The 18,560-nt window shown below is 67.2% G+C and carries 18 protein-coding genes and 1 pseudogene; 7 read left to right on the top strand and 12 right to left on the bottom strand.

Going from position 1 to position 18,560, the window contains the following annotated elements; all coding sequences use genetic code 11:
* The first annotated feature begins 40 nt into the window (after positions 1 to 40).
* Both AC20117_RS22340 and nhaA read left to right on the top strand, forming a co-directional pair.
* The gene (locus tag AC20117_RS22340; RefSeq protein ID WP_074703596.1) at positions 41 to 1,195 is read left to right on the top strand and encodes a calcium/sodium antiporter; all 1,155 of its coding nucleotides are present in this window, start codon (positions 41 to 43) and stop codon (positions 1,193 to 1,195) included.
* A gap of 246 nt (positions 1,196 to 1,441) precedes the next feature.
* Positions 1,442 to 2,812, top strand: a complete 1,371-nt coding sequence (gene nhaA / locus AC20117_RS22335; RefSeq protein WP_074703595.1) for a Na+/H+ antiporter NhaA — start codon at positions 1,442 to 1,444, stop codon at positions 2,810 to 2,812.
* A 217-nt stretch (positions 2,813 to 3,029) separates the two neighbouring features.
* Here nhaA and AC20117_RS22330 read toward each other — a convergent pair whose 3' ends face one another.
* From AC20117_RS22330 to AC20117_RS22295, 8 genes and pseudogenes are all read right to left on the bottom strand, one after another.
* On the bottom strand, positions 3,030 to 4,064 hold the full coding sequence (locus AC20117_RS22330) for a CNNM domain-containing protein (RefSeq protein ID WP_074703594.1): 1,035 nt from the start codon (positions 4,062 to 4,064) through the stop codon (positions 3,030 to 3,032).
* Positions 4,061 to 5,479, bottom strand: coding sequence for a hemolysin family protein (locus AC20117_RS22325; protein WP_074703593.1), 1,419 nt, complete (start codon positions 5,477 to 5,479; stop codon positions 4,061 to 4,063). The genes AC20117_RS22330 and AC20117_RS22325 overlap by 4 nt, the downstream gene beginning before the upstream one ends.
* Positions 5,480 to 6,120: 641 nt before the next feature.
* Positions 6,121 to 7,203, bottom strand: coding sequence for a TerC family protein (locus tag AC20117_RS22320; protein WP_074703592.1), 1,083 nt, complete (start codon positions 7,201 to 7,203; stop codon positions 6,121 to 6,123).
* A gap of 166 nt (positions 7,204 to 7,369) precedes the next feature.
* Positions 7,370 to 7,786 (bottom strand): hypothetical protein, encoded by a 417-nt coding sequence (locus AC20117_RS22315; protein WP_236777679.1) that lies wholly within the window; start codon positions 7,784 to 7,786, stop codon positions 7,370 to 7,372.
* A gap of 85 nt (positions 7,787 to 7,871) precedes the next feature.
* Positions 7,872 to 8,243 carry a thioredoxin gene (gene trxA / locus AC20117_RS22310; RefSeq protein WP_074703591.1) on the bottom strand — a complete coding sequence of 124 codons (372 nt, stop codon included), beginning with the start codon at positions 8,241 to 8,243 and terminating at the stop codon, positions 7,872 to 7,874.
* A 39-nt stretch (positions 8,244 to 8,282) separates the two neighbouring features.
* Positions 8,283 to 9,167, bottom strand: a complete 885-nt coding sequence (locus AC20117_RS22305; RefSeq protein ID WP_074703590.1) for a sulfite exporter TauE/SafE family protein — start codon at positions 9,165 to 9,167, stop codon at positions 8,283 to 8,285.
* Positions 9,168 to 9,207: 40 nt separating this feature from the next.
* A pseudogene (locus tag AC20117_RS22300) lies at positions 9,208 to 9,505 on the bottom strand (rhodanese-like domain-containing protein).
* Positions 9,506 to 9,579: 74 nt separating this feature from the next.
* Positions 9,580 to 10,116, bottom strand: coding sequence for a rhodanese-like domain-containing protein (locus AC20117_RS22295; RefSeq protein ID WP_083340055.1), 537 nt, complete (start codon positions 10,114 to 10,116; stop codon positions 9,580 to 9,582).
* A gap of 186 nt (positions 10,117 to 10,302) precedes the next feature.
* On the opposite strand from AC20117_RS22295, the gene AC20117_RS22290 reads away from it, so the two are divergent.
* Complete coding sequence (locus AC20117_RS22290; protein ID WP_074700760.1) at positions 10,303 to 10,560, top strand: metal-sensitive transcriptional regulator; 258 nt, start codon at positions 10,303 to 10,305, stop codon at positions 10,558 to 10,560.
* A 99-nt stretch (positions 10,561 to 10,659) separates the two neighbouring features.
* Here the strand turns inward: AC20117_RS22290 and AC20117_RS22285 are convergent, their stop codons facing one another.
* Both AC20117_RS22285 and AC20117_RS22280 read right to left on the bottom strand, forming a co-directional pair.
* Positions 10,660 to 11,934 carry an MFS transporter gene (locus AC20117_RS22285; protein ID WP_074703588.1) on the bottom strand — a complete coding sequence of 425 codons (1,275 nt, stop codon included), beginning with the start codon at positions 11,932 to 11,934 and terminating at the stop codon, positions 10,660 to 10,662.
* Between the two features lie 88 nt (positions 11,935 to 12,022).
* Positions 12,023 to 13,432, bottom strand: a complete 1,410-nt coding sequence (locus AC20117_RS22280) for an MBL fold metallo-hydrolase (RefSeq protein WP_074703587.1) — start codon at positions 13,430 to 13,432, stop codon at positions 12,023 to 12,025.
* A gap of 385 nt (positions 13,433 to 13,817) precedes the next feature.
* Between AC20117_RS22280 and AC20117_RS22275 the strand changes: the two genes are divergently transcribed.
* A complete protein-coding gene (locus AC20117_RS22275; RefSeq protein ID WP_074703586.1) occupies positions 13,818 to 14,171 on the top strand; it encodes a DsrE family protein in 354 nt (117 codons plus the stop codon).
* Between the two features lie 135 nt (positions 14,172 to 14,306).
* Here the strand turns inward: AC20117_RS22275 and AC20117_RS24160 are convergent, their stop codons facing one another.
* The gene (locus AC20117_RS24160; protein ID WP_261341275.1) at positions 14,307 to 15,080 is read right to left on the bottom strand and encodes a GntR family transcriptional regulator; all 774 of its coding nucleotides are present in this window, start codon (positions 15,078 to 15,080) and stop codon (positions 14,307 to 14,309) included.
* A 62-nt stretch (positions 15,081 to 15,142) separates the two neighbouring features.
* On the opposite strand from AC20117_RS24160, the gene AC20117_RS22265 reads away from it, so the two are divergent.
* The 3 genes from AC20117_RS22265 to AC20117_RS22255 are packed head-to-tail and all read left to right on the top strand — an operon-like array spanning position 15,143 to position 17,318.
* On the top strand, positions 15,143 to 15,874 hold the full coding sequence (locus AC20117_RS22265; RefSeq protein ID WP_074703585.1) for a DsbA family protein: 732 nt from the start codon (positions 15,143 to 15,145) through the stop codon (positions 15,872 to 15,874).
* Positions 15,874 to 16,743, top strand: coding sequence for a cytochrome c biogenesis CcdA family protein (locus AC20117_RS22260; protein WP_074703584.1), 870 nt, complete (start codon positions 15,874 to 15,876; stop codon positions 16,741 to 16,743). The genes AC20117_RS22265 and AC20117_RS22260 overlap by 1 nt, the downstream gene beginning before the upstream one ends.
* Positions 16,743 to 17,318: a hypothetical protein gene (locus AC20117_RS22255; protein WP_074703583.1), complete on the top strand. Its 576-nt coding sequence runs from the start codon at positions 16,743 to 16,745 to the stop codon at positions 17,316 to 17,318. The genes AC20117_RS22260 and AC20117_RS22255 overlap by 1 nt, the downstream gene beginning before the upstream one ends.
* Positions 17,319 to 17,402: 84 nt before the next feature.
* Here AC20117_RS22255 and AC20117_RS22250 read toward each other — a convergent pair whose 3' ends face one another.
* Positions 17,403 to 18,434, bottom strand: a complete 1,032-nt coding sequence (locus tag AC20117_RS22250) for a hypothetical protein (RefSeq protein WP_158300509.1) — start codon at positions 18,432 to 18,434, stop codon at positions 17,403 to 17,405.
* Between the last annotated feature and the right edge of the window lie 126 nt (positions 18,435 to 18,560).

The following is an 18,560-nucleotide window of genomic DNA, read 5'->3' as shown; positions in this document are numbered from 1 at the left end:
CGGTCGCAGGACTTGGGCTGTGCTCCGTACACTCTTACCCATGGATGCACTTGACGTGGGACGGATCGTGGCTGGGCTGGTGTTGCTGGTGCTGGGTGGGGAATTCCTGGTGCGGGGGGCTTCAGCGCTGGCCCGTCGCGTGGGGATTTCCTCGCTGGTGGTCGGGCTCACCGTGGTCTCGGCAGCCACATCAGCACCGGAGCTCGCCGTGACCATCGGCGCTGTCCTGCGCGACGAACCCGGGCTCGCTGTGGGCAACGTTGTCGGCAGCAACATCGTCAACGTCCTGCTCATCCTCGGACTTTCCGCACTGGTTGTTCCGCTTGCTGTGAAGCAGCGGTTGGTGCGCTTTGACCTGCCCCTGATGGTCGCCCTGTCAGTCGGGGTGCTCCTCGTGTCCCTGGACGGGAGGATCAGTGCCGTGGATGGGTTGGTTCTCTTCTGCGTCGTGGTGGTGCACACTGTGATGACCGTCGTTATCGGCCGCCGCGACGCGAAGATCCCCACGACGCCGGACCCGGCCGGGGGTTCGCCTACCGCCGATTCAGCTACCGCCGATTCGGCCGGAGAGAAAGAGGCGGCGCCTGCGGACTCTTTCGCCAAATCGCTCCTGCTCGTGCTGCTGGGGATCGCCTTACTGGTGGCCGGTGCCACACTGCTTGTGGAAGGCGCGGTGAGCATTGCCGCCACACTGGGCGTGAGCAGTCTCGTGGTCGGTCTGACTGTAGTGGCAGTCGGGACGTCGCTGCCCGAACTGGCGACATCCATCATTGCGGTGCGCCGCGGTGAACGAGACCTGGCCGTGGGTAACGTGGTCGGCAGCAACATATTCAACATTGGGGTGGTGCTCGGACTGCCCGCCCTGATCTCTCTTGAGGGCATTCCCGTATCCGCTGCTGCGGTGGCCTTCGATATACCGGTGATGCTGGCAGCCGCGGTGGCACTGCTGCCCGTCGCGTTCACCGGCTTCGCGATCGCGCGTTGGGAGGGCATCCTGTTCGTGGGGCTGTACCTGGCCTACACCGGATATGTCGTTCTGACCGCTACCGCACACGATGCCCTGGAAGGGTTCACCGCAGCCATGGCCTGGTTCGTACTACCATTGATCGCAGCCACCCTCATCTCCTTCACAGCCTACGAAATCGGGCTCCACAAGGGCCGCCGGAACCCGGACCAGACCCGAACCTCGCCCTAGTCCGGGGTCTTCGGTTCGGGCCGGAATCGACGAGGCGGACACATTACCGGCACAGCGGCAGCGACCGTGTGGGGGCGCTCGCTCCCGGGCCCGCTCCGGTTGCTGGCCATTGCCAGCCGGAGGTGAACCGGACAAGGGGTGGCTGTCGGTCGAGGCGGTCCGTGCGTAGACTGTCGATCTGGTAAAGCTAAGGAAATCTAGTCGGCATGAGCACATTCGACGAACCCGGAGACCAAGGAGCCGCCCATGTCCAGCCACGACGACCCCACCACTGGCCCGGAGGATCACAGCCACGATAGCCTCCACCGTGGCAGCTACCGCGAGGTGCTCCGTGTCGGGGAGATCCTGCGTAAAGAGACCGTCGGGGGCATACTGCTGGTCGTTGCAGCACTGGCCGCCATCGTGTGGGCGAACTCTCCTGCCGCGGATAGTTACTTCGCCTTGCGTGACTACGAGATCGGTTACGAGCCCTGGAACCTGCGGCTCAGCCTCAGCAAATGGGCGGCCGACGGGTTGCTGGCCATCTTCTTCTTCCTCGTGGGTCTGGAGCTGAAGCGGGAGTTCGTGGCCGGTGACCTGCGCCAGTTCAGCAAGGCCGTGGTCCCGGTCGCCGCAGCCGTCGGTGGGGTTGCTGTTCCGGCGCTCGTCTACGTTGCATTCAACGCTGTGAACCCGGAGACGGTCAGCGGGTGGGCTATTCCCACAGCCACCGATATCGCTTTCGCCGTGGCGGTGCTGGCCATCATCGGCTCCCACCTACCTCCCGCGTTGCGGTTGTTCCTGCTGACTCTTGCGGTGGTGGATGACCTGTTGGCTATAACAATCATCGCCGTCTTCTATACCGATGACGTAGCGCTCACGCCCTTGCTGCTCGCATTGGTCCCGCTGGCAGTCTTCGCCTTCTTCACGCATCGCTTCTCCCGGTTCTTCAGCCGGCACGCCTGGGCATTCTGGATCATCCTGCTGCCCCTGGGACTGGTGGTCTGGGTGCTGGTTCACGAGGCCGGCGTCCATGCCACCGTTGCCGGCGTTTTGCTCGGTTTCGCAGTCCCGGTGATGCGCAGCAAGGCCAGCGGCGGACCTGAGGCCGGCCCGGGTTTGGCTGAGGAATTCGAACACCGCTTCCGCCCCATCTCTGCCGGGTTCGCAGTGCCAGTGTTCGCCTTCTTTTCTGCCGGTGTGGCAGTGGGTGGCTGGGAAGGACTCACCACAGCCCTGACCGCCCCCGTCGCTGTGGGTATCATCGCCGGGCTCATCATGGGCAAACCGATCGGGATCGTCGGTGCCACCTGGCTCACCACCAAGATCACCCGCCGGCGCCTGGACCCGTCCTTCCAATGGATCGACCTGGTGGGCGTGTCCTTGCTGGCAGGGATTGGCTTCACCGTCTCCCTGCTCATCGCCGAGCTGAGTTTCGCTGCAGGCAGTGTCGACACCGACTACGCCAAGGTCGCGGTCCTCACCGGCTCTGTGGCAGCGGCTCTGCTGGCCGGAGCGTTGCTGCAGGCCCGCAACCGCCACTACCGGGCTATCGAGAATCTCGAGTCCATCGACACCGACCACGACGGCGTCCCCGACATCTACCAGAACGATGAAGCCAGGGACGGGCGCCCGTAGGAGCGGCACTCAACACCTGATCCTCGACCGGAACGATCCCTGCACTCTCGGTTCCGGACCGCCCCCAGGGTTTTCGCGATTCCCGGATTCGATAGGTCTCAGGCCGTAGAGTGCCGCGATTAAGTGTGGCTGATCGCTGGCCTCAGGGGGCTCAAGCCCGCCCTTCTCGCAGTTTTCGACCGTTCCCGGAGTTGTTGCTCCTCCGGCGCTCCGCCCGTCATTGACCGGTGTGCTTCTCCTGGGTGAGTTCTCGGGGAAGGACCCGGCACAGGACGTCGGAGAGGGTAACCACCCCGACGAAACGCCCGTGGTGCATGACGGCGGCGAGTTGCTCCCCGGCTGCCCGGATCTGGGCAAGGGCCTCGTAGACCGGTGTTCCGGCGTCGAGCGTGAACGCGGGGCGGGTCAGCTCACTAACCGGCCTTTCCAGCGATTCGAGCAGTGTGTCGCGGACGTGAACGACTCCGGGGATGCCCCCGTCCAGGTCCTCCACGAGGATGCGTAGGTGGCCCGAGCGGGCGGCGGCTTCCTGCACATGGGAGGCCGTGGCTGTGGCCGGCACCATGGTCGGCGCGCCGCCCGGTGCGATCAGCGCTTGGATAGTGAGCTTCTCGAGCTCAAGGACACCGGAGAGCTGGGTGCGGAAGGAGGCGTCGAGGGCACCGACGGACGCGGAGTGCTCAACGAGGTGTCGGATCGTGTCGACGTCCTGGCCGCCGACGACCGCACGGTCCAACGGAGTTACTCCGCTGGCTGCGACCAGCCGGTTGGCGATCTCGTTGACCCAGCTCAGCAACGGTCGCACCAACCAGATGAAGCCGCGCGCGGGCACACCGATGAGCTTGGCCGAGGTTTCCGGGTGCGCGATCGCCCAGGACTTGGGCGCCATCTCGCCCACGACTAGATGCAGGAATGTCACGAACAGCAGCGAGAGGGCGAAAGCGGCGCCGCCGGCAAACTGCTCCGGAGTCCCCCAGGACGCGAGCACGGGGCCCAGCCATGCGTCGATGGCCGGTTTGGTAACCGCGCCGAGGGCGAAAGTGGCTGCGGTGATACCCAGTTGCGCACCGGCGAGCATGATCGTCAGCTCGTTGATGCCGCGCAGCGCCGCACGGGCGGACCGGTTCGTCGCAGCTTCGGCCTCGAGCCGGTGGCGGCGGGCACCGAGCAGTGAGAACTCGATAATGACAAAGAACGCGCTCAGTACGATGAGCAGCACGGTCACGGCGGTCACGATCAGCGGATCACTCATCGATCCTCCTCGGTCTCGGCCTCGGTGCCGATCGCGGTCTCATCCGTGCAGCCTGCGCCGTCAGCGGCGGTCCGGACAAGCCGCACGAGCAGTTCGCTGGGGACGTGCCGGGAAAGTTCCAGCACTTCAACCTCGAGCACACGGTGGACAGGTCGATCCAACACCAGATCACGAGGGTCGTCGGGCAGCTCGACCCGCAGCACCTCGCCGGTGACCGGCAGTTCACCGCGGTGGGCAATGAGCAGACCCGAGATGGTCTCGTAGTCACCGGCCGGCAACTCGTAGCCGACGGCGCGTTCGACTTCGTCGACGTGGATATCACCGCTCATCCGCCAGGTGTTCTCCTGCTCGGGCGTGATGACAGCGGGCGGGTCGTCGTCATGCTCGTCAGTGAGTTCCCCGACCAGTTCCTCGGACAGGTCCTCGACCGTCAGGACACCCGCGAAGCCACCGTATTCGTCGATGATGCAGGCAAGCTCGTTGCGCGACCGCGTGAGCTTGGCCAGCGCGTCAGGCAGCGACATGAGCGTTGGCAGTACGAGCGGGGGCACCATGATGGAAGACACCGGGGCCTCCTCGGGCGCGCGGCTGCGGAGTAGGTCCGTGAGCTGGACGACTCCGAGCGGCTCCTCCGTCTCGGAGATCACCGGGTAGCGGGTGTGCTCCTGCGCCATGAGAGCGCGCAGCTGGCCCATGGTCGTGTCCGGTGTAACGGTGCCGACCTGTGAGCGCGGGATCATGGCGTGTTCGACGGTCCGGTCGGGGAAGTCGAGGATGCGGTCAATGAGCACCGACAGCTCCTCGGGCAGGTCACCGCTCTCCCGGGAGTCAGCGACAATGCGTTCAAGATCTTCGGCTGTCACGCTCGTGTCAACGTCGTGCACCGGTTCGACACGCACGGCACGCAAGAGAGCGTTAGCCGCGTGGTCGAACACCGTGATCAGCCACCCGAACAGCGCGAGATAAATCGTCGTCGACCGGGCAAGAGCGCGGGCGAGAGGTTCGGCGTTGGCGATCGCCAGGTTCTTCGGGTACAGCTCACCGAAAATCATCTGCACAACAGCGGCCACGACGAGCGCGCTCACCGTGCCCACCGATATGCTCAGCGCCGCCGGCACCCCGGCACCACCCAGCAGTACACCCAGGGACTCGCCCACCAGCGGCTCGGCGACATAGCCGATGAGCAGTCCGGTGACAGTGATGCCCAACTGTGCGCCGGAGAGCATGAACGAGGTGCGGCGCGTGACTTTCAGCGCGCGTTGCGCAGCCTTGTCGCCGGCCGCGGCGCGCGCTCCGAGGCTGGCGCGGTCCACCGACATGTAGGCGAACTCCTGCGCCACGAAATAACCGTTGGCCGCGATGATTGCAAGAATCACGATAATCCCGAGAAGGAGCGTCAATACCGCTTCGATCATCGGGTATTTTCCCCTACCCCAGGGAGGCCTGACCGGCGCCTGCGGCCGTTCTCAGATATCGCGGAAGTGGAACAACTATCGCCGGGGTCGTCGGACGACCCGTCTCTGGCGGCTGATCGACCCATGCTACTGCTCTACACTCTCCAAAAATTGACGGGTACGCTCCATGCTAAACCATTCCTACCGAGGTGATCCCGGCAGGAACGAGAGCGCGGTCCCGGCGAGACAGCTGCGGGAGCGGCCGCAACCGAATCCTGATGCGCCATGCACCAACCCGTGGGTCGTTCCTCGACGGCGCAACGACCACCGGTGTGCAGACGCTGTTCTATGTTACGAAGGGAAGCCCGACAAGGTGCCCCGTACGGCGTGCGTGGAAGGGCTACTGCCCCTGAGCCGAAATAGGACGGCTATCTTCACTGCACAACGCGTGGGAAGGACTGGAGAATGCCGATAACGGCCCAATACGTCATCCTGCCAAGGGGAACGGCAGGATGACAGCGACGTACGTGCCGCACATACTCACAGGCATACGTTAGGCCCCCGGTCACGAGCTCTACTCAGGCGTTGTCTCGTGACCGGGGGACGCGGGTAGCGATCCTAACCCACGGTGGGCCACCCCTTTCACAGCTGCCGACGGGGTGCTATTTGGACATGTCTGCCGTGGACATTGTCTTCTCGCCGATTTCGGATTCCTCGTCCCGGCCCTCTGGGTCCGCGGTGATCACCGGTTCGCCCTGGACCAGTGAGCGGTCGTCCTTGTTCTCGTCGCCGCGGGTTTTGAGCAGACTCGCGGCGGTCGCTACGACGATGGTGGCGGCGATAAAGAGCAACGAGAACCAGATGGGGATCTCGGGCACCCAGAGCAGCGGTTCCCCGCCGTTGATGAAGGGGAGCTCGTTGACGTGCAGGGCGTGGAAGACGAGTTTGACGCCGATGAAGCCGAGGATGACGGCCAATCCCTGGGCGAGGTAGACCAGACGCTCGAGCAGTCCTCCGATGAGGAAGAACAACTGGCGCAGACCCATCAGCGCGAACGCGTTGGCGGTGAAAACGATGTAGGCCTCGTTGGTCAGGCCATAAATTGCCGGGATCGAATCGACGGCGAAGATGAGGTCCACGAAACCGATCGCGATGATTGTGAGCAGCATCGGCGTGACGAAGCGCTTCCCGCCCTTCACCACGGTGAGCTTGTCCTGGTGATACTCGTTGGTGACGGGCAGGACCCGGCGCACGAGTGTCATGAACTTGCCCTCGGCCGGGTTGGACTCGTGGCTGCCGAAGGCCTGCTTGTAGGCGAGGATGAGAAGCAGGGCGCCGAAGAGGTAGAAAACCCAGGAGAAGTTCTCGATCAGGGCCGCCCCGATCGCGATAAACCCGCCGCGCAGGACCAGGGCGATGATGATGCCGATCATCAGCACCTTCTGCTGGTACTTCTTAGGAACCGCGAATCCGGCCATCACGATGAGGAAGACGAACAGATTATCGATCGACAGCGCCTTCTCGGTGAGGTACCCGGCGAAGTACTCCCCGCCGAACGTCCATCCCGACACCGTGCCGATTCCCACACCGAACAGCAGTGCCAGCCCGATATAGAACGCCGACCAGCGCGCCGATTCCGCGATGGAGGGCTCGTGGGGTTTACGCACGTGGGCGAAAAACTCGTAGATGAAGAACAGGATCGTCACGGCGATCGTGATGAACCAGACCATAGGTGTGACCTGCATAGAGGTGCTCCAAGGGGTAGGCGTTGAACAGATACGCCAAGGTCTCCTCCGCCCGGTCGACACCGGAGCCAATCGACCCGAGACGCTTCAGTGCATCCGTATTGACGGGCCGATCACAGACGGGAGTACTCCCCTTGATGAGTAAATTCTAACCTATGCAAAACCGTCATCCTAACGGCTCGGCCAGGTCCGTGACCGCGAAGCGGGCCTGCAGGTTGACCGCCGAGGCCAGCCCCACCAGGAACGCCCCGGCGAGCAGCACGGGGAACAGCCCGGTGATGACGGCAGCGACCATCGCTGCGGTGCCGGCAATGGCCGCGGCCAGTCCGGCGGCCAGCGCGATGCGCCGCCCACGGGCCAGGGCCAGTTGGGAGAGCGGGATCGCCGTGGCAGCGGTGCCAAGGGTCAGGGCAGTGTTCACGGACCCGGCCCAGGCCTCGGAGCCGGAGAGGTCCACGGCCAGGATCGAGCCCAGGGCAAGGGTGGAGCCCGTGCCCAGCCCGGAGAAGACCTGGGCGCTCGACAGCGTCCACACGATGCGGCGCTGGGCGGCCCGGGCAGTTGACGTTGCAGCGTTGTTCACGGTCGGGGCCTTCCGGAAGCGAGGGGCGGACGGCGGCTGCCGCACGGATCGAGCCGGCCGCAGGGGGCCGGGGGCAGGCGGTGCTTTAGGCCCGATGCCCGGCCCGGTGGGCGGTCCCGGTCGAAAGTTGGGTCATGTCGAGGTTCTTGACGGCCGTGATGACCCCGTCGAGGCCGGCTGCCGGCAGTGCTCCGGGCTCGGAGAAAACGAGCGCTCCGTCGCGGAAGGCCATCAGCGTGGGGATCGAGCTGATGCCGGCCGCGGCAGCCAGCCCCTGCTCGGCTTCGGTGTCGACCTTGGCGAAGACGATGTCGGGGTGCTTTCGCGAGGCGGCCTCATAGACGGGTGCGAACATCCGGCAGGGGCCGCACCAGCCGGCCCAGAAGTCGACCAGGACGATGTCGTTCTCCCGGATGATCGGGGCGAAGTCGTGTTCGGTGATGTCAATGGTGGCCATGGATTTCTCCGTTTGATGGGTTGACGGGGCGGGCAGGGGTCAGCGGGCTTGGGCCGGCTCGGTCGGGGTGATGGTTTTGCGCAACGGGCAGGCGGGGATGGCGTAGCGGCAGGTGAGGGCGCCTGCGGCGAGTACTGCGGCGGTGATGGCGAGGATGAGGTTGGCCGGTTCGGGGAGTTCCTGGACGAGGACGAAGACGCCCATGGCCAGGACGAAGATGCCGAAGCCTTTGCGCAGGGCCGCTTCGGGGATGCGGCCGGCGAGTCGGGAGCCGGCGACGGAGCCGGCGATCGCGGCTGCGGTGACGGCGGCGACGAGGCCCCAGTCGAGGCTGACGGTGGTGAGGTAGCCGCCGAGTCCGGCGAAGGATTTCAGGGCGATGACGACCAGGGAGGTGCCGACGGCGACGGGCATGGCGAGGCCGCCGAGGAGGGCGAGGGCGGGGACGATGAGGAAGCCGCCGCCGGCGCCGACGAGCCCGGTGACCAGACCCACGACGAGGCCTTCGAGGACGACTTTGAGGACGGGCAGTTCGTTGTTGTGGGTGGCGGCGGTTTTGTTTTTGCGGCCGCGGATCATGGCGATGGAGGTGGCGACCATCATGAGGGCGAAGGCGATCATGAGGATGGTGCCGGGGATGTGCCCGCCGAGCAGGCCGCCGGCGAAGGCTCCGGCCATGCCTGCGGCGCCGAAGATCAGGCCGGTGCGCCATTTGACCCGTCCGTTGCGGGCGTGGGTGATGGCGCTGACGGCCGAGGTTGCGCCGACGACGAACAGGGAGGCGGCGATGGCTTCCTTGGGGTCGAGGCCTGCGACGTAGGTGAGGATGGGGACGGTGAGGATGGAGCCTCCGCCGCCGAGCAGGCCGAGGGAGAGTCCGATGACGACGGAGAGCAGCAGGGTGGCCGTGAGGGCGAGGCTCATGTGGTCTGTCCTTCTCTGGTTGGTTGGGCGTGCAGGGCGGTCAGCGGATGGGCAGGCCGGCGGCCTGCCAGGCGGTCATGCCGCCGGTCATGGTGTCGGCGGTATAGCCGGCGGTGTTGAGGGCGTCGGCGACGCGGGCGCTGCGGTTGCCGCTGCGGCAGACCACGATGACGGGGGCGGGCGCGGTCGAGTTCGGACAGGCGGGCGTTGAGCTCGCCCATGGGGATGTGCAGGGCTTCGGGGATCATGCCCTCGGCGGTTTCGAAGTCTTCGCGGACATCGAGGATCTGGTCGCGGCTGCGGCGGTCGTTGGTGTCCTGGATGGTGGTCTCGGCCATGGCGGGCTCCTTGGGGGCAGGCGGGTGGAGGGGTGGTTCCCGCCCGGGCGGGAACCGGTCTGGGGAGGGGCGGGTCAGGCGGAGGCTGCGGGCAGCTGGCGGATGGCGCTTTCGGCGGTGGGCTCGGCTGCGGTCTTGTTCCACGGCATCCTGGCCAGGGCCTTGCCCATGGCGCATGTGTTGGTGGCTGCGGAGAAGGTCAGGCCGGTGCCGATGGCGCCGGCGAGCAGGCGCAGCTTGGGGGAGATGAATTTGCCGGCCAGTAGGCCGCCGACGACGAGGGTGCCGGCTGCCATGCGGACCTGGCGTTCGAGGTCCCAGTGCTGGGCGCCGCGGACGACGTCGCCGCCGGCGGCGGCGAAGCCGGGTACGCCGCCGGCGAGTACGCGGGCCGAACCGATCCCGGCGGTGCCCAGGCGCTGGCGGGCCTGTTCGGCGCGGACCCCGGACTGGCAGACCAGGACCACCCGGGCGCCGAGGCGTTCGGCCAGTTCGTCGGTGTGCTCGGAGAGCAGCGGCAGCGGGACGTTGTAGGAGCCGCGGATGTGCAGGGTCTCGAACTCGGCAGCGGAACGGACGTCGAGGACGATCAGGTCTTCGTGCCGGTTCATCCAGTCGCGCAGGGTCTGCGGGTCGAGGGCGGTCACGGTGGAAGTCTCGGGAGCCAAGAGGGAGTTCCTTTCAAAGGTGGCGGATGTTTCGCCACAAGTCTGTCACATACCCACCGGGGTATGCAAAACACCCGTGGGGGTATAGGATGGTGGGAGACTTCCACCCCCTTTGCCAAGGAGAACATCATGCAGCTCGACAGCACCGAACTCACTCCGGTCATCAACCGGCTCAAGCGCGCGCAGGGCCAGCTTGCCGCGGTGACGCGGATGCTGGAGGAGGGCCGCGACTGCAAGGACGTGGTCACCCAGCTCGCCGCCGTGTCGAAGGCGCTGGACCGGGCCGGGTTCGCGATTATTTCCACCGGCCTGGAGCAGTGCCTGGCCAAGCAGGATAATTCCATGGACAAGAAGGAGCTCGAAAAGCTCTTCCTCTCCCTGGCCTGAGCCGGCGGCCGGCAGGCCGGCATGGGCGGCCCCGCGCAATGGATTGCGCGGGGCCGTTTTTTTGCGTGCGCGGGGGTTCGTGGTGTTGGTGTGCCGGGTCTACCCGGTGCGGGGCGGGAGCGTCTCGTACATCCTGGCTGCCACGACCGCGGCGGTGGCTGCGCTGAGGACCGCTGCTGCCCAGACGGCGGCATGCAGCCCCAGCAGGTCCGCGGTGATGCCGCCGAGGATCGCGCCGGCGGCGTAGCCGAGGTCGCGCCAGACCCGGTAGATCCCGACCGCCCGGCCGCGCCACGCCGGGTGGGCGACGTCGCCGACCACGGCGAGCAGGGTCGGGTAGACCATTGCCGTGCCCGCGCCCAGCAGTACCGTTCCGGCGGCCCAGCCGGCGAAGCCGTCGGAGGCGGCGATGACGGCGAGGGCGGCGGCCTGCAGTGCCATGCCCGCGGTGATCAGGTGCTTCCTGCCGATGCGGTCCGACAGCGCGCCGGTGGCCAGCTGGCCCGCTCCCCAGACGCCGGGGTAGAGCGCGAACAGCAGGCCGATCTGTGCCGCCGGCAGGCCGGCGGTGGCGAAGAGCAGCGGGAACAGCCCCCAGGCCAGGCCGAAGTTCAGGTTGTTGACCAGCCCGGCCAGGCTGGCCGAGGACAGCGCCGGTTCCCGCAGGCTGGCCTGGACCAGGATCTGCCGGCCGGTCAGGTCCTCATGCAGATGGTCGTGGATCCCGTCCGCACGCGGAACGTGGGTCCTGGATTCCAGGCGTGCGTGGCCGCGTGTTTCCCGCACGAAGACCCCGGAGAGCAGCAGCGCCAGCGCCGTATAGAAGAGTCCGAGCAGGAACGGGGCAGGGCGCAGACCGTACTGACCGGCGAGGTAGCCGGCCAGCAGGGAGGACACGGCGACGGCGCCGTAGCCGGCCGCCTCGTTCAGTCCCATGGCCAGGCCGCGCTGCCGCGCTCCCACGAGGTCGATTTTCATCACCACGGTGGTGGACCAGGTCAGGCCCTGGTTAATGCCCAGCAGCACGTTGGCGGCAATGACCCAGCCCCAGTCCGGGGCGAAGATCAGCATCAGCGGCACCGGCACCGCGAACAGCCAGCCGCCCAGCAGCACCGGTTTGCGCCCGTAACGGTCCGAGAGCATGCCGGCGAAATAGTTGGCGATCGCCTTCGTCACGCCGAAGGCGGCCACGTAGGTGAAGATGAAGGTGAACCCGGTCAGGCCGAATTCTTCGGTGGCCAGCAGCGGCAGGACGGTCTGCTGCTGGCCGACCATGCCGCCGACCAGCGCGTTCACGGCCACCAGCAGGCTGAACTGGGCCGCGTTGGCCCGCAGGCCAAGGGCAGGCACGGCGTTCCTGGCATGTCTGGCCATTCGGATGCCTCCACAAGGGTGAGGTGATCATAACGCCGAAACGGGCCCGCACGTTCGTGCGGACCCGTCCGGACTGGGCGTGCAGCGGTCAGCGGGCCGGGGCGCTCTCCCGGGTGTTCTGCCAGTTCTCCCAGGCGGCGTAGCTGCCGTCGAGTTCGACCACGTTGTAGCCCGCGCGGCGCAGGGTGCTCGCGGCGACGGAGTTGCGGACCCCGCTCTGGCAGTACGTCACGATGGGGCCGTCAGCCGGAAGCTGGTCCAGGTTCCAGAGCACCCGGCCGGCGCTGAGCTGCCCGGAACCGGGGATGTGCCCGGCGGCGTGTTCGCTCTTGTTCCGCACGTCCAGCACCAGGGCGGCGTCGAAACCGTCGAGTTCCTCGGGCCCGATCAGGGCCGGAACCACGATGGGCAGCCCGTCCAGGTCCGGGGTGTAGCCGGCAACATTGTCAATCCCGACCCGGATCAGGTGGTCCCACATGATGCGGGCTTCTTCCTGATTCGGCGCGAGCAGGACCAGCGGGCGATCGTCGGTCTCCGGATCGTAGGCCCAGGCGCCGAAGCTCGCGGCCTTGTTGCCGGCCGGGATATTCAGGGCGCCGGCCACGGTACCTTCATGGACCTGCGCGTTCGGGCGGGTGTCGACAAAGGTCGCCTTGTCTGCGGCCAGGTCCGCGGCGAGGGCCTGGTTGTCCAGCTCGGGCAGGGGTGCGCGTTCGCCCAGAACCTCCGGGCCGAGCCGGTTCTGGCGCTTCATCCGGCCAAAGTAGGCGTGCGCGTCGGGCTGGCCGTCGAGCAGTTCATCGATGAAGCCCTGCTCGTCGTTGGCTTCCAGGTACTTGCCCCACCACGCGTACAGCCGCTCATAGCCGACGGTCGTGGACGGGATGGCGCCTAGAGCCTTGCCGCAGGCGCTGCCGGAGCCGTGGCCCGGGTAGACCTGGACATGGTCCGGCAGGGCCAGGAACTTGGTCCGCAGGCTGGCGAAGAGCTGCTTAGCGCCCTCGAAGCGGGTGTCGATGCCCCCGGCGGCCTCGTCCAGCAGATCCGGGCGGCCCAGGTCGCCGGCGAAGACGAAGTCGCCGGAGAGCAGGTAGCCGGGCCGGTCGCTGAATGCCCCGTCGGTGACCAGGAAGGACAGGTGCTCGGGGGTGTGGCCGGGGGTGTGCAGGGCCCGGACCGTGATGTTTCCGATCGAGATGGCATCGCCGTCGTGCAGGCGTTCGGCGTCGAACCCGTACTGCCAGTCCGCTCCGCCTTCACCGGAAACGTAAATACTGGCGCCGGTGGCCGCGGCCAGTTCGCGGGTCCCGGAGAGGTAGTCGGCATGGATGTGCGTCTCGGCCACGGCCACAATCTTCATCCCGTTGGCCTTCGCCAGGTCGAGGTAAGCATCGATGTCGCGGCGGGCGTCAATCACCACGGCCTCGCCCTTGCGCTGGCAGCCGATGAAGTAGCCGGCCTGGGCCAGGTCCTCGTCATAGATCCGCTCGAGCAGCATATCGTCTCCTTCGTATCGCTCTTAGTACCCCGGGGGGTATTACTTTCGAGTACAACGATAATACCTACCGGGGTATGCACGCAAGTCGCGTTCCGTTGCTCGATATACCCAAGGGGGTATGTAGAATGGTGGGTGCCGCACGCAAAGCGGCGACGTACCGAGACGTGATGGAGGAATGTGTATGTGCCGGACGGCGACATGCCAGAAGTGTTCAAAGGCGACGTGGGCGGGCTGCGGCAACCATGTCGAGCAGGTGATGCGCAACGTTCCGCAGTCCCGCCGCTGCACCTGTGCCGCCGGGGCCGGCCGGCAGCCGGGCGCCGGGTTCGGCTGGCTCAGGAAGCTGTTCGGCCGTTAGGCCGCAGGCGCATGTAAGGTGACGCGCATGGAAACAACCGATCTGATCCTGCACCTCGCCGGCCCGGGGGCGCAGCCCTTTCCCGACCTTGCCGCAGCCCTGCGCGTCGCGGCCAACGCCCGGGCGGAACTGCCCGGCGTGCGCCTCGAAGTCGTCGTCCAGGGTCCGGTTGTCGCGCAGCTTGCCGGCGACGCGCACAATGCCGCAGAAGCTTCCGCCCTCGCGGCCGAAGACGGCGTGACAATAACCGCTTGCCGCAACAGCCTGCGCTCGGCAGGAATCGACGAAGCCTCCCTGGCGGCCGGAGTTGCCGTCGTTCCCGCAGCCGTCGCCCACCTCGCCCGGCGTCAGTTCAACGGTGCCGCCTACATCCGCATCTAGGCGGGAATTGCACCGGCCCCTGTCCGATCCCGCGGCACGGGAGCCGGTACGCGAAAAGCCCGGCAGGCCGGTGCCGTCCGGCCAGGGCAGCGGCGGCGGCATGAGCGGCGGCCGGTTCGGGGCGAAGCTTGTCCGTTAGCGCGGTGCCCGGGTGCCGAACGTTGTGCTGACGGTGTAGTTCTCGGCCAGTACATAGCTGCGCCGGAACTCCACCGGCACGCCGTTGGAGCAGCCCAGGCGTTCTATGAACAGCAGCGCCGCTCCGGACGGGCAGTTCAACGATGCTGAGAGCTCCGGGGTGGCTGCGACGGCAGTGAGTTTTTCTTCTCCGCCGTCGAGCCTGATCCCGCACCTGGTCTCGAGCTCCTCATACAAGGCGCTGTTGGAAAAATCCGCCGCCAGCAGGGGCCGGCACCGGCTCGCCTGCAGCCACACCTCGTCCACGGCCAGCGGAACGCCCTGGGCGCAGCGCCTGCGGGCCAGGCGGAACAGCGGCTCCCCGGCCGGCAGGCCCAGGCGGGCCGCGGCGGCCGGGTTCTGTTCAATCTCCTGGGCCAGGATGTCGCTGGAATGTTCCAGCCCGGCCTCCTGCAGGGTGGCGAAAAGGCTGTAGACCGGCCCGTAGGCCTGGCTCTTTCCGGCGATCACCGGCGGCAGGGCCACCGGTTTGCGCCCGCGCTCGGCACTGACCAGCCCGGCTTCACGCAGCGGGCGCAACGCGGCGCGGATGCTGCCGCGGCTGGCGTTGTACTCCCTGGCCAGGGAAAGCTCGCCGGGAAATCCGGCAGTGAATTCACCCTCCTGCAGCCGGCGGCGCAGATCCCGGCTGATCGATTCCCACAGCGGGACCCCGGCCCCGGCGGCACCGGATTCTCCCGCAGACGGTTTTACATGGTCCTGCCCGCTCACGTAGCCTCAATCATAATGTCTAGACATTTCGCGGCCCGGTGGGGCCGCAGCGAGGAGTACGCATGCCATCCCAGCGATCCGATCCGGCCGGCACTTCCCGCCGCCGTAACCTTACCGTGGCTGCCACCGTGCTGGGAGTAGCGGTCCTGGTGCTGTTTGTGGGCATCTTCGCCTTTCAAGGCGGCAAATCGCAGCAGGCCGCGCAGGCAGGCCAGGACACGGCGCAGAGCGGGGCGGTGCTGGATATGTCCCGCCGGATCGCTGATGATCCGGCCGCGCTCGGGGCCGTGGACGCGCCGGTGGTCATGGTCGAATATGCCGATTACCGCTGTCCCTTCTGCGGCCTCTTCGCCCGGGATGTCCTGCCCCCGCTGGTGGAGAAGTATGTCGACAGGGGCCGGCTGCGCATTGAATGGCGCGATCTTCCGGTCTTCGGCGAGCAGTCCATGGAAGCGGCCGTGGCCGGGCGCGCGGCCGGCGAGCAGGGCAGGTTCTGGGAGTTCAACAAGGCGGTCTTCGCGGTTGCCCCGGAGCGGGGCCACGCCGAGCTGGACCGGGAGAGGCTGATGGACATCGCCAAGGAAGCCGGCGTCCCCGACCTGAAGAAATTCGAGCAGGACCTGGACTCGCCGGACCTGCGCGAAGCCGTGGGGAAGGACGTGCGCGAAGCGGCATCGCTCGGTGCCTCCGGAACACCCACGTTCCTGGTCAACGAGACCCCGTTCGTCGGTGGCCAGCCCCTGGAAGCCTTCGAAAAGGCCATCGATGAGGCCCTGGCCGAGGCGTCCCGCTGATGGAAATAGGGTATGCCGGGGCGTTCCTGGGCGGGGTGCTGACGCTGCTCAGCCCCTGCTCGGCACTGCTGCTGCCGGCGTTCTTCGCCTATGCTTTCTCCACCAGGACCAGCCTCGTGGCCCGCACGGCGCTGTTCTATGCCGGGCTGGGCTCCACGCTTCTGCCGCTGGGTATCTTCGCCGGCGCAATGGGATCGCTGGTGACCGTGCACCGGAACCTTCTCGTCACGGGCGCGGCGGCGCTGGTCATCCTGCTCGGCGTGCTGCAGATCCTGGGCATCCGGATGCCGGCCCTGCTCCGGAACACAACACAGGCCGGTTCCTCCCGCCTGTCGGTATTCGTCCTCGGCGCGGTGTACGGCGTCGCGGGCGTCTGCACCGGCCCGATCCTGGGATCGGTCCTGACCGTAGCCGCCGTCGGCTCCAGCGCCGTGTACGGTGCCGTCCTGCTGGCCATCTACGCGCTCGGCATGGCCCTGCCGCTCTTCGTGCTCGCCCTGTTCTGGGACCGGATGGGAATCACCCGCCGCCGCTGGCTGCGGCCGCGCCCGGTGAGCATCGGCCGCTGGTCCAACTCCTGGATCATGGTGATCTCCGGAATCCTCTCGGTCGCGATAGGCATCCTGCTGCTGCTCACGGACGGTACCGCCGGCCTGGGCGGCGTACTCAGCGTCGGGGACCAGTTCCGGCTGGAAAGCTCCGTCAGCGCCGGGGCCGCAGGCATGTCCAACACGGTCTTCGCGCTGATCGCTCTGGCAGTGCTCGCCGCTGCCGCCGTGCTTTTCCTGAAGAACCAACGCAACACCAACCAAAGCCGCACTCCTGGCCCCGTTCCGGATCGTGTGCGGCCGAGCGATAAGGATTCCTGATGAGCGCAGACCGCGCCGCCGGACACCAACGGTTCCTCTCCGCCCTGGCGGCCTGGCCGCGACGGCGCTGGCTCGCGGCCGCCGCCGCGGCAGCCGGGGCCTGCCTGTTGATAGCGGTTCCGACCGATCTGATCGATACACCCTTGTTCAGCCGCGAGGTGCCGCCCACCTGGTGGTCCTTCCCCGTCCTGGCCGTCACCGCGGTCCTGGCCGGCCTCGTCACGGCAACCTACGTCTCCCGGATACCCTCACCCGCCGAAAGGAAAACACGCCTGGGCGCCGCCGGAACCATCATGGCCTTCTTCGCCGTCGGCTGCCCCGTCTGCAACAAACTGGTCCTGCTGGCGTTGGGAACCTCGGGAGCGATGCAGTACTTCGAACCCCTCCAGCCGCTGCTCGCCGCACTGTCGATCGGCCTGCTCGGCTGGGCGCTCTATAAGCGCACGACGTCCGAAGACCGCTGCGCAGTACCGGCCAAACCGTCCCACCCTGCCGTACCTGTCCCGCCGGGCGGGTCGCCGGTCCAGGACCCGCCCGTCAACACCACAGACCGCTTCCCGACAGCCGGCCCGTAACCGCACGCCCTCCTGCCGTCTGCCCCCGGGGTCCGGCTCGACCCTGCTAAGCCGCCTGCTCTGATACCGGCGTACGTTGCGTCGTCAGCCGTTGCCCGCCGGCCCGTCGGGTACGGCCAGGGCAAACGTGCTCTGCTTCCGGGTGGGAAACAGGGCCGTGCCGTTCGGGAGGACGGACACCGGAAGCCTGGCATCACCGGTGTCAAGGATGGCCCCGGACTCAACATCGATTCGGGCTGCCACGCCGTTGAGCAGGGCAAAAACCGCGCCGCCGCCGATCGAGGAGACGCGGGCCTCGTCAAAGGATTTCCGCCACAGCAGGCCGGCACCGGGCCTGAAGGCCCGGAGGACGCGGGACCCGTTCCGGGCCTCCGAGGTCAGCAGCACCGTGCCCGTTGCCTCATCCACGGCGGCCGCCGCGGCCGGCTCGCCCGGAACCTGCCCCAGTTCTTCTCCGGAGCGCAGACTGTACGCCACCGGCACTGGTTCCGCGTCCCCTGCGTCCCATTCCAGGACGACGATTCCCCCTGTCGAGGGGCCGTACGCGCCGGTAAAGCGGACCGCGGCTTCCGGATCTGCCCCTGCCGGCCGGCGCAGATCGGCGGACGACCACAGGATGTTGCCGGAACCGGTATCGAGGGCCGAAAATGATGTTTCGCTGCCGGCCAGGGCAGTGCCATGATGCTCATAGAGCGCCGTTCCGGTGCCGACCTCAACGACGGCACCGGTATCGGCATCAAGCAGGACACCCGGGGGCGGGTCGGCCGTGAGCGCCTTGGGGGTATCGGTGAAAATCAGCCCGGATCCAGCAGACGGACCGGGCACCCGGGTCGGCCCCCACAGCACCTCCGCATCATCCGCGGCGAACGCCGTCGCCACGACGACGCTTACCGGCCCCTGTCCGTCCGTCCTGGCATCGGAATCCAAAATGACGACGGCCGGCTCGCCGTTAACCTCGGTCACCACCGTGCCCACGCAGGACGGGTTCGTGTCCACCCGCCAAGCGGTCTTCGCGGCATTGAACCCGTAGAAGCTCAGGTCCGCCCTGCCGTTGCCGGGGAAAACAGAGCCAAGGAAAACCGTTCCGGCCTCCGCCTGGGCGCTGTCGACCGACACACCGGACACGGGACGGAACCCCGGAAAATACTGTGTGTCACCGGAGGGTGCGGAAGACCCCGCAAGCGGTCCGCCTGTTTCAACGCGTTCGGCGCCCGGGGAGCCCGGGACCAGGGTGCAGGAGCT

This window comes from Arthrobacter crystallopoietes, from assembly GCF_002849715.1.
Classification (GTDB): Bacteria; Actinomycetota; Actinomycetes; order Actinomycetales; family Micrococcaceae; genus Crystallibacter; species Crystallibacter crystallopoietes.
The sequence above is the reverse complement of the archived record's forward strand: the minus strand, read 5'-3'. Positions and strand labels throughout refer to the sequence as shown.

What these genes read in the sequence shown, in the direction of transcription:
- AC20117_RS22285 (WP_074703588.1), bottom strand. Translation starts at nt 11,934, where the DNA reads ATGGCCAGACATGCCAGGAACGCCGTGCCTGCCCTTGGCCTGCGGGCC.
- AC20117_RS22280 (WP_074703587.1), bottom strand. Translation starts at nt 13,432, where the DNA reads ATGCTGCTCGAGCGGATCTATGACGAGGACCTGGCCCAGGCCGGCTAC.
- AC20117_RS22260 (WP_074703584.1), top strand. Translation starts at nt 15,874, where the DNA reads ATGGAAATAGGGTATGCCGGGGCGTTCCTGGGCGGGGTGCTGACGCTG.
- AC20117_RS22305 (WP_074703590.1), bottom strand. Translation starts at nt 9,167, where the DNA reads ATGAGCCTCGCCCTCACGGCCACCCTGCTGCTCTCCGTCGTCATCGGA.
- AC20117_RS22320 (WP_074703592.1), bottom strand. Translation starts at nt 7,203, where the DNA reads ATGCAGGTCACACCTATGGTCTGGTTCATCACGATCGCCGTGACGATC.
- AC20117_RS22330 (WP_074703594.1), bottom strand. Translation starts at nt 4,064, where the DNA reads ATGAGTGATCCGCTGATCGTGACCGCCGTGACCGTGCTGCTCATCGTA.
- AC20117_RS22295 (WP_083340055.1), bottom strand. Translation starts at nt 10,116, where the DNA reads ATGAACCGGCACGAAGACCTGATCGTCCTCGACGTCCGTTCCGCTGCC.
- AC20117_RS22290 (WP_074700760.1), top strand. Translation starts at nt 10,303, where the DNA reads ATGCAGCTCGACAGCACCGAACTCACTCCGGTCATCAACCGGCTCAAG.
- AC20117_RS22340 (WP_074703596.1), top strand. Translation starts at nt 41, where the DNA reads ATGGATGCACTTGACGTGGGACGGATCGTGGCTGGGCTGGTGTTGCTG.
- AC20117_RS22255 (WP_074703583.1), top strand. Translation starts at nt 16,743, where the DNA reads ATGAGCGCAGACCGCGCCGCCGGACACCAACGGTTCCTCTCCGCCCTG.
- AC20117_RS22265 (WP_074703585.1), top strand. Translation starts at nt 15,143, where the DNA reads ATGCCATCCCAGCGATCCGATCCGGCCGGCACTTCCCGCCGCCGTAAC.
- nhaA (WP_074703595.1), top strand. Translation starts at nt 1,442, where the DNA reads ATGTCCAGCCACGACGACCCCACCACTGGCCCGGAGGATCACAGCCAC.
- AC20117_RS22275 (WP_074703586.1), top strand. Translation starts at nt 13,818, where the DNA reads ATGGAAACAACCGATCTGATCCTGCACCTCGCCGGCCCGGGGGCGCAG.
- trxA (WP_074703591.1), bottom strand. Translation starts at nt 8,243, where the DNA reads ATGGCCACCATTGACATCACCGAACACGACTTCGCCCCGATCATCCGG.
- AC20117_RS22325 (WP_074703593.1), bottom strand. Translation starts at nt 5,479, where the DNA reads ATGATCGAAGCGGTATTGACGCTCCTTCTCGGGATTATCGTGATTCTT.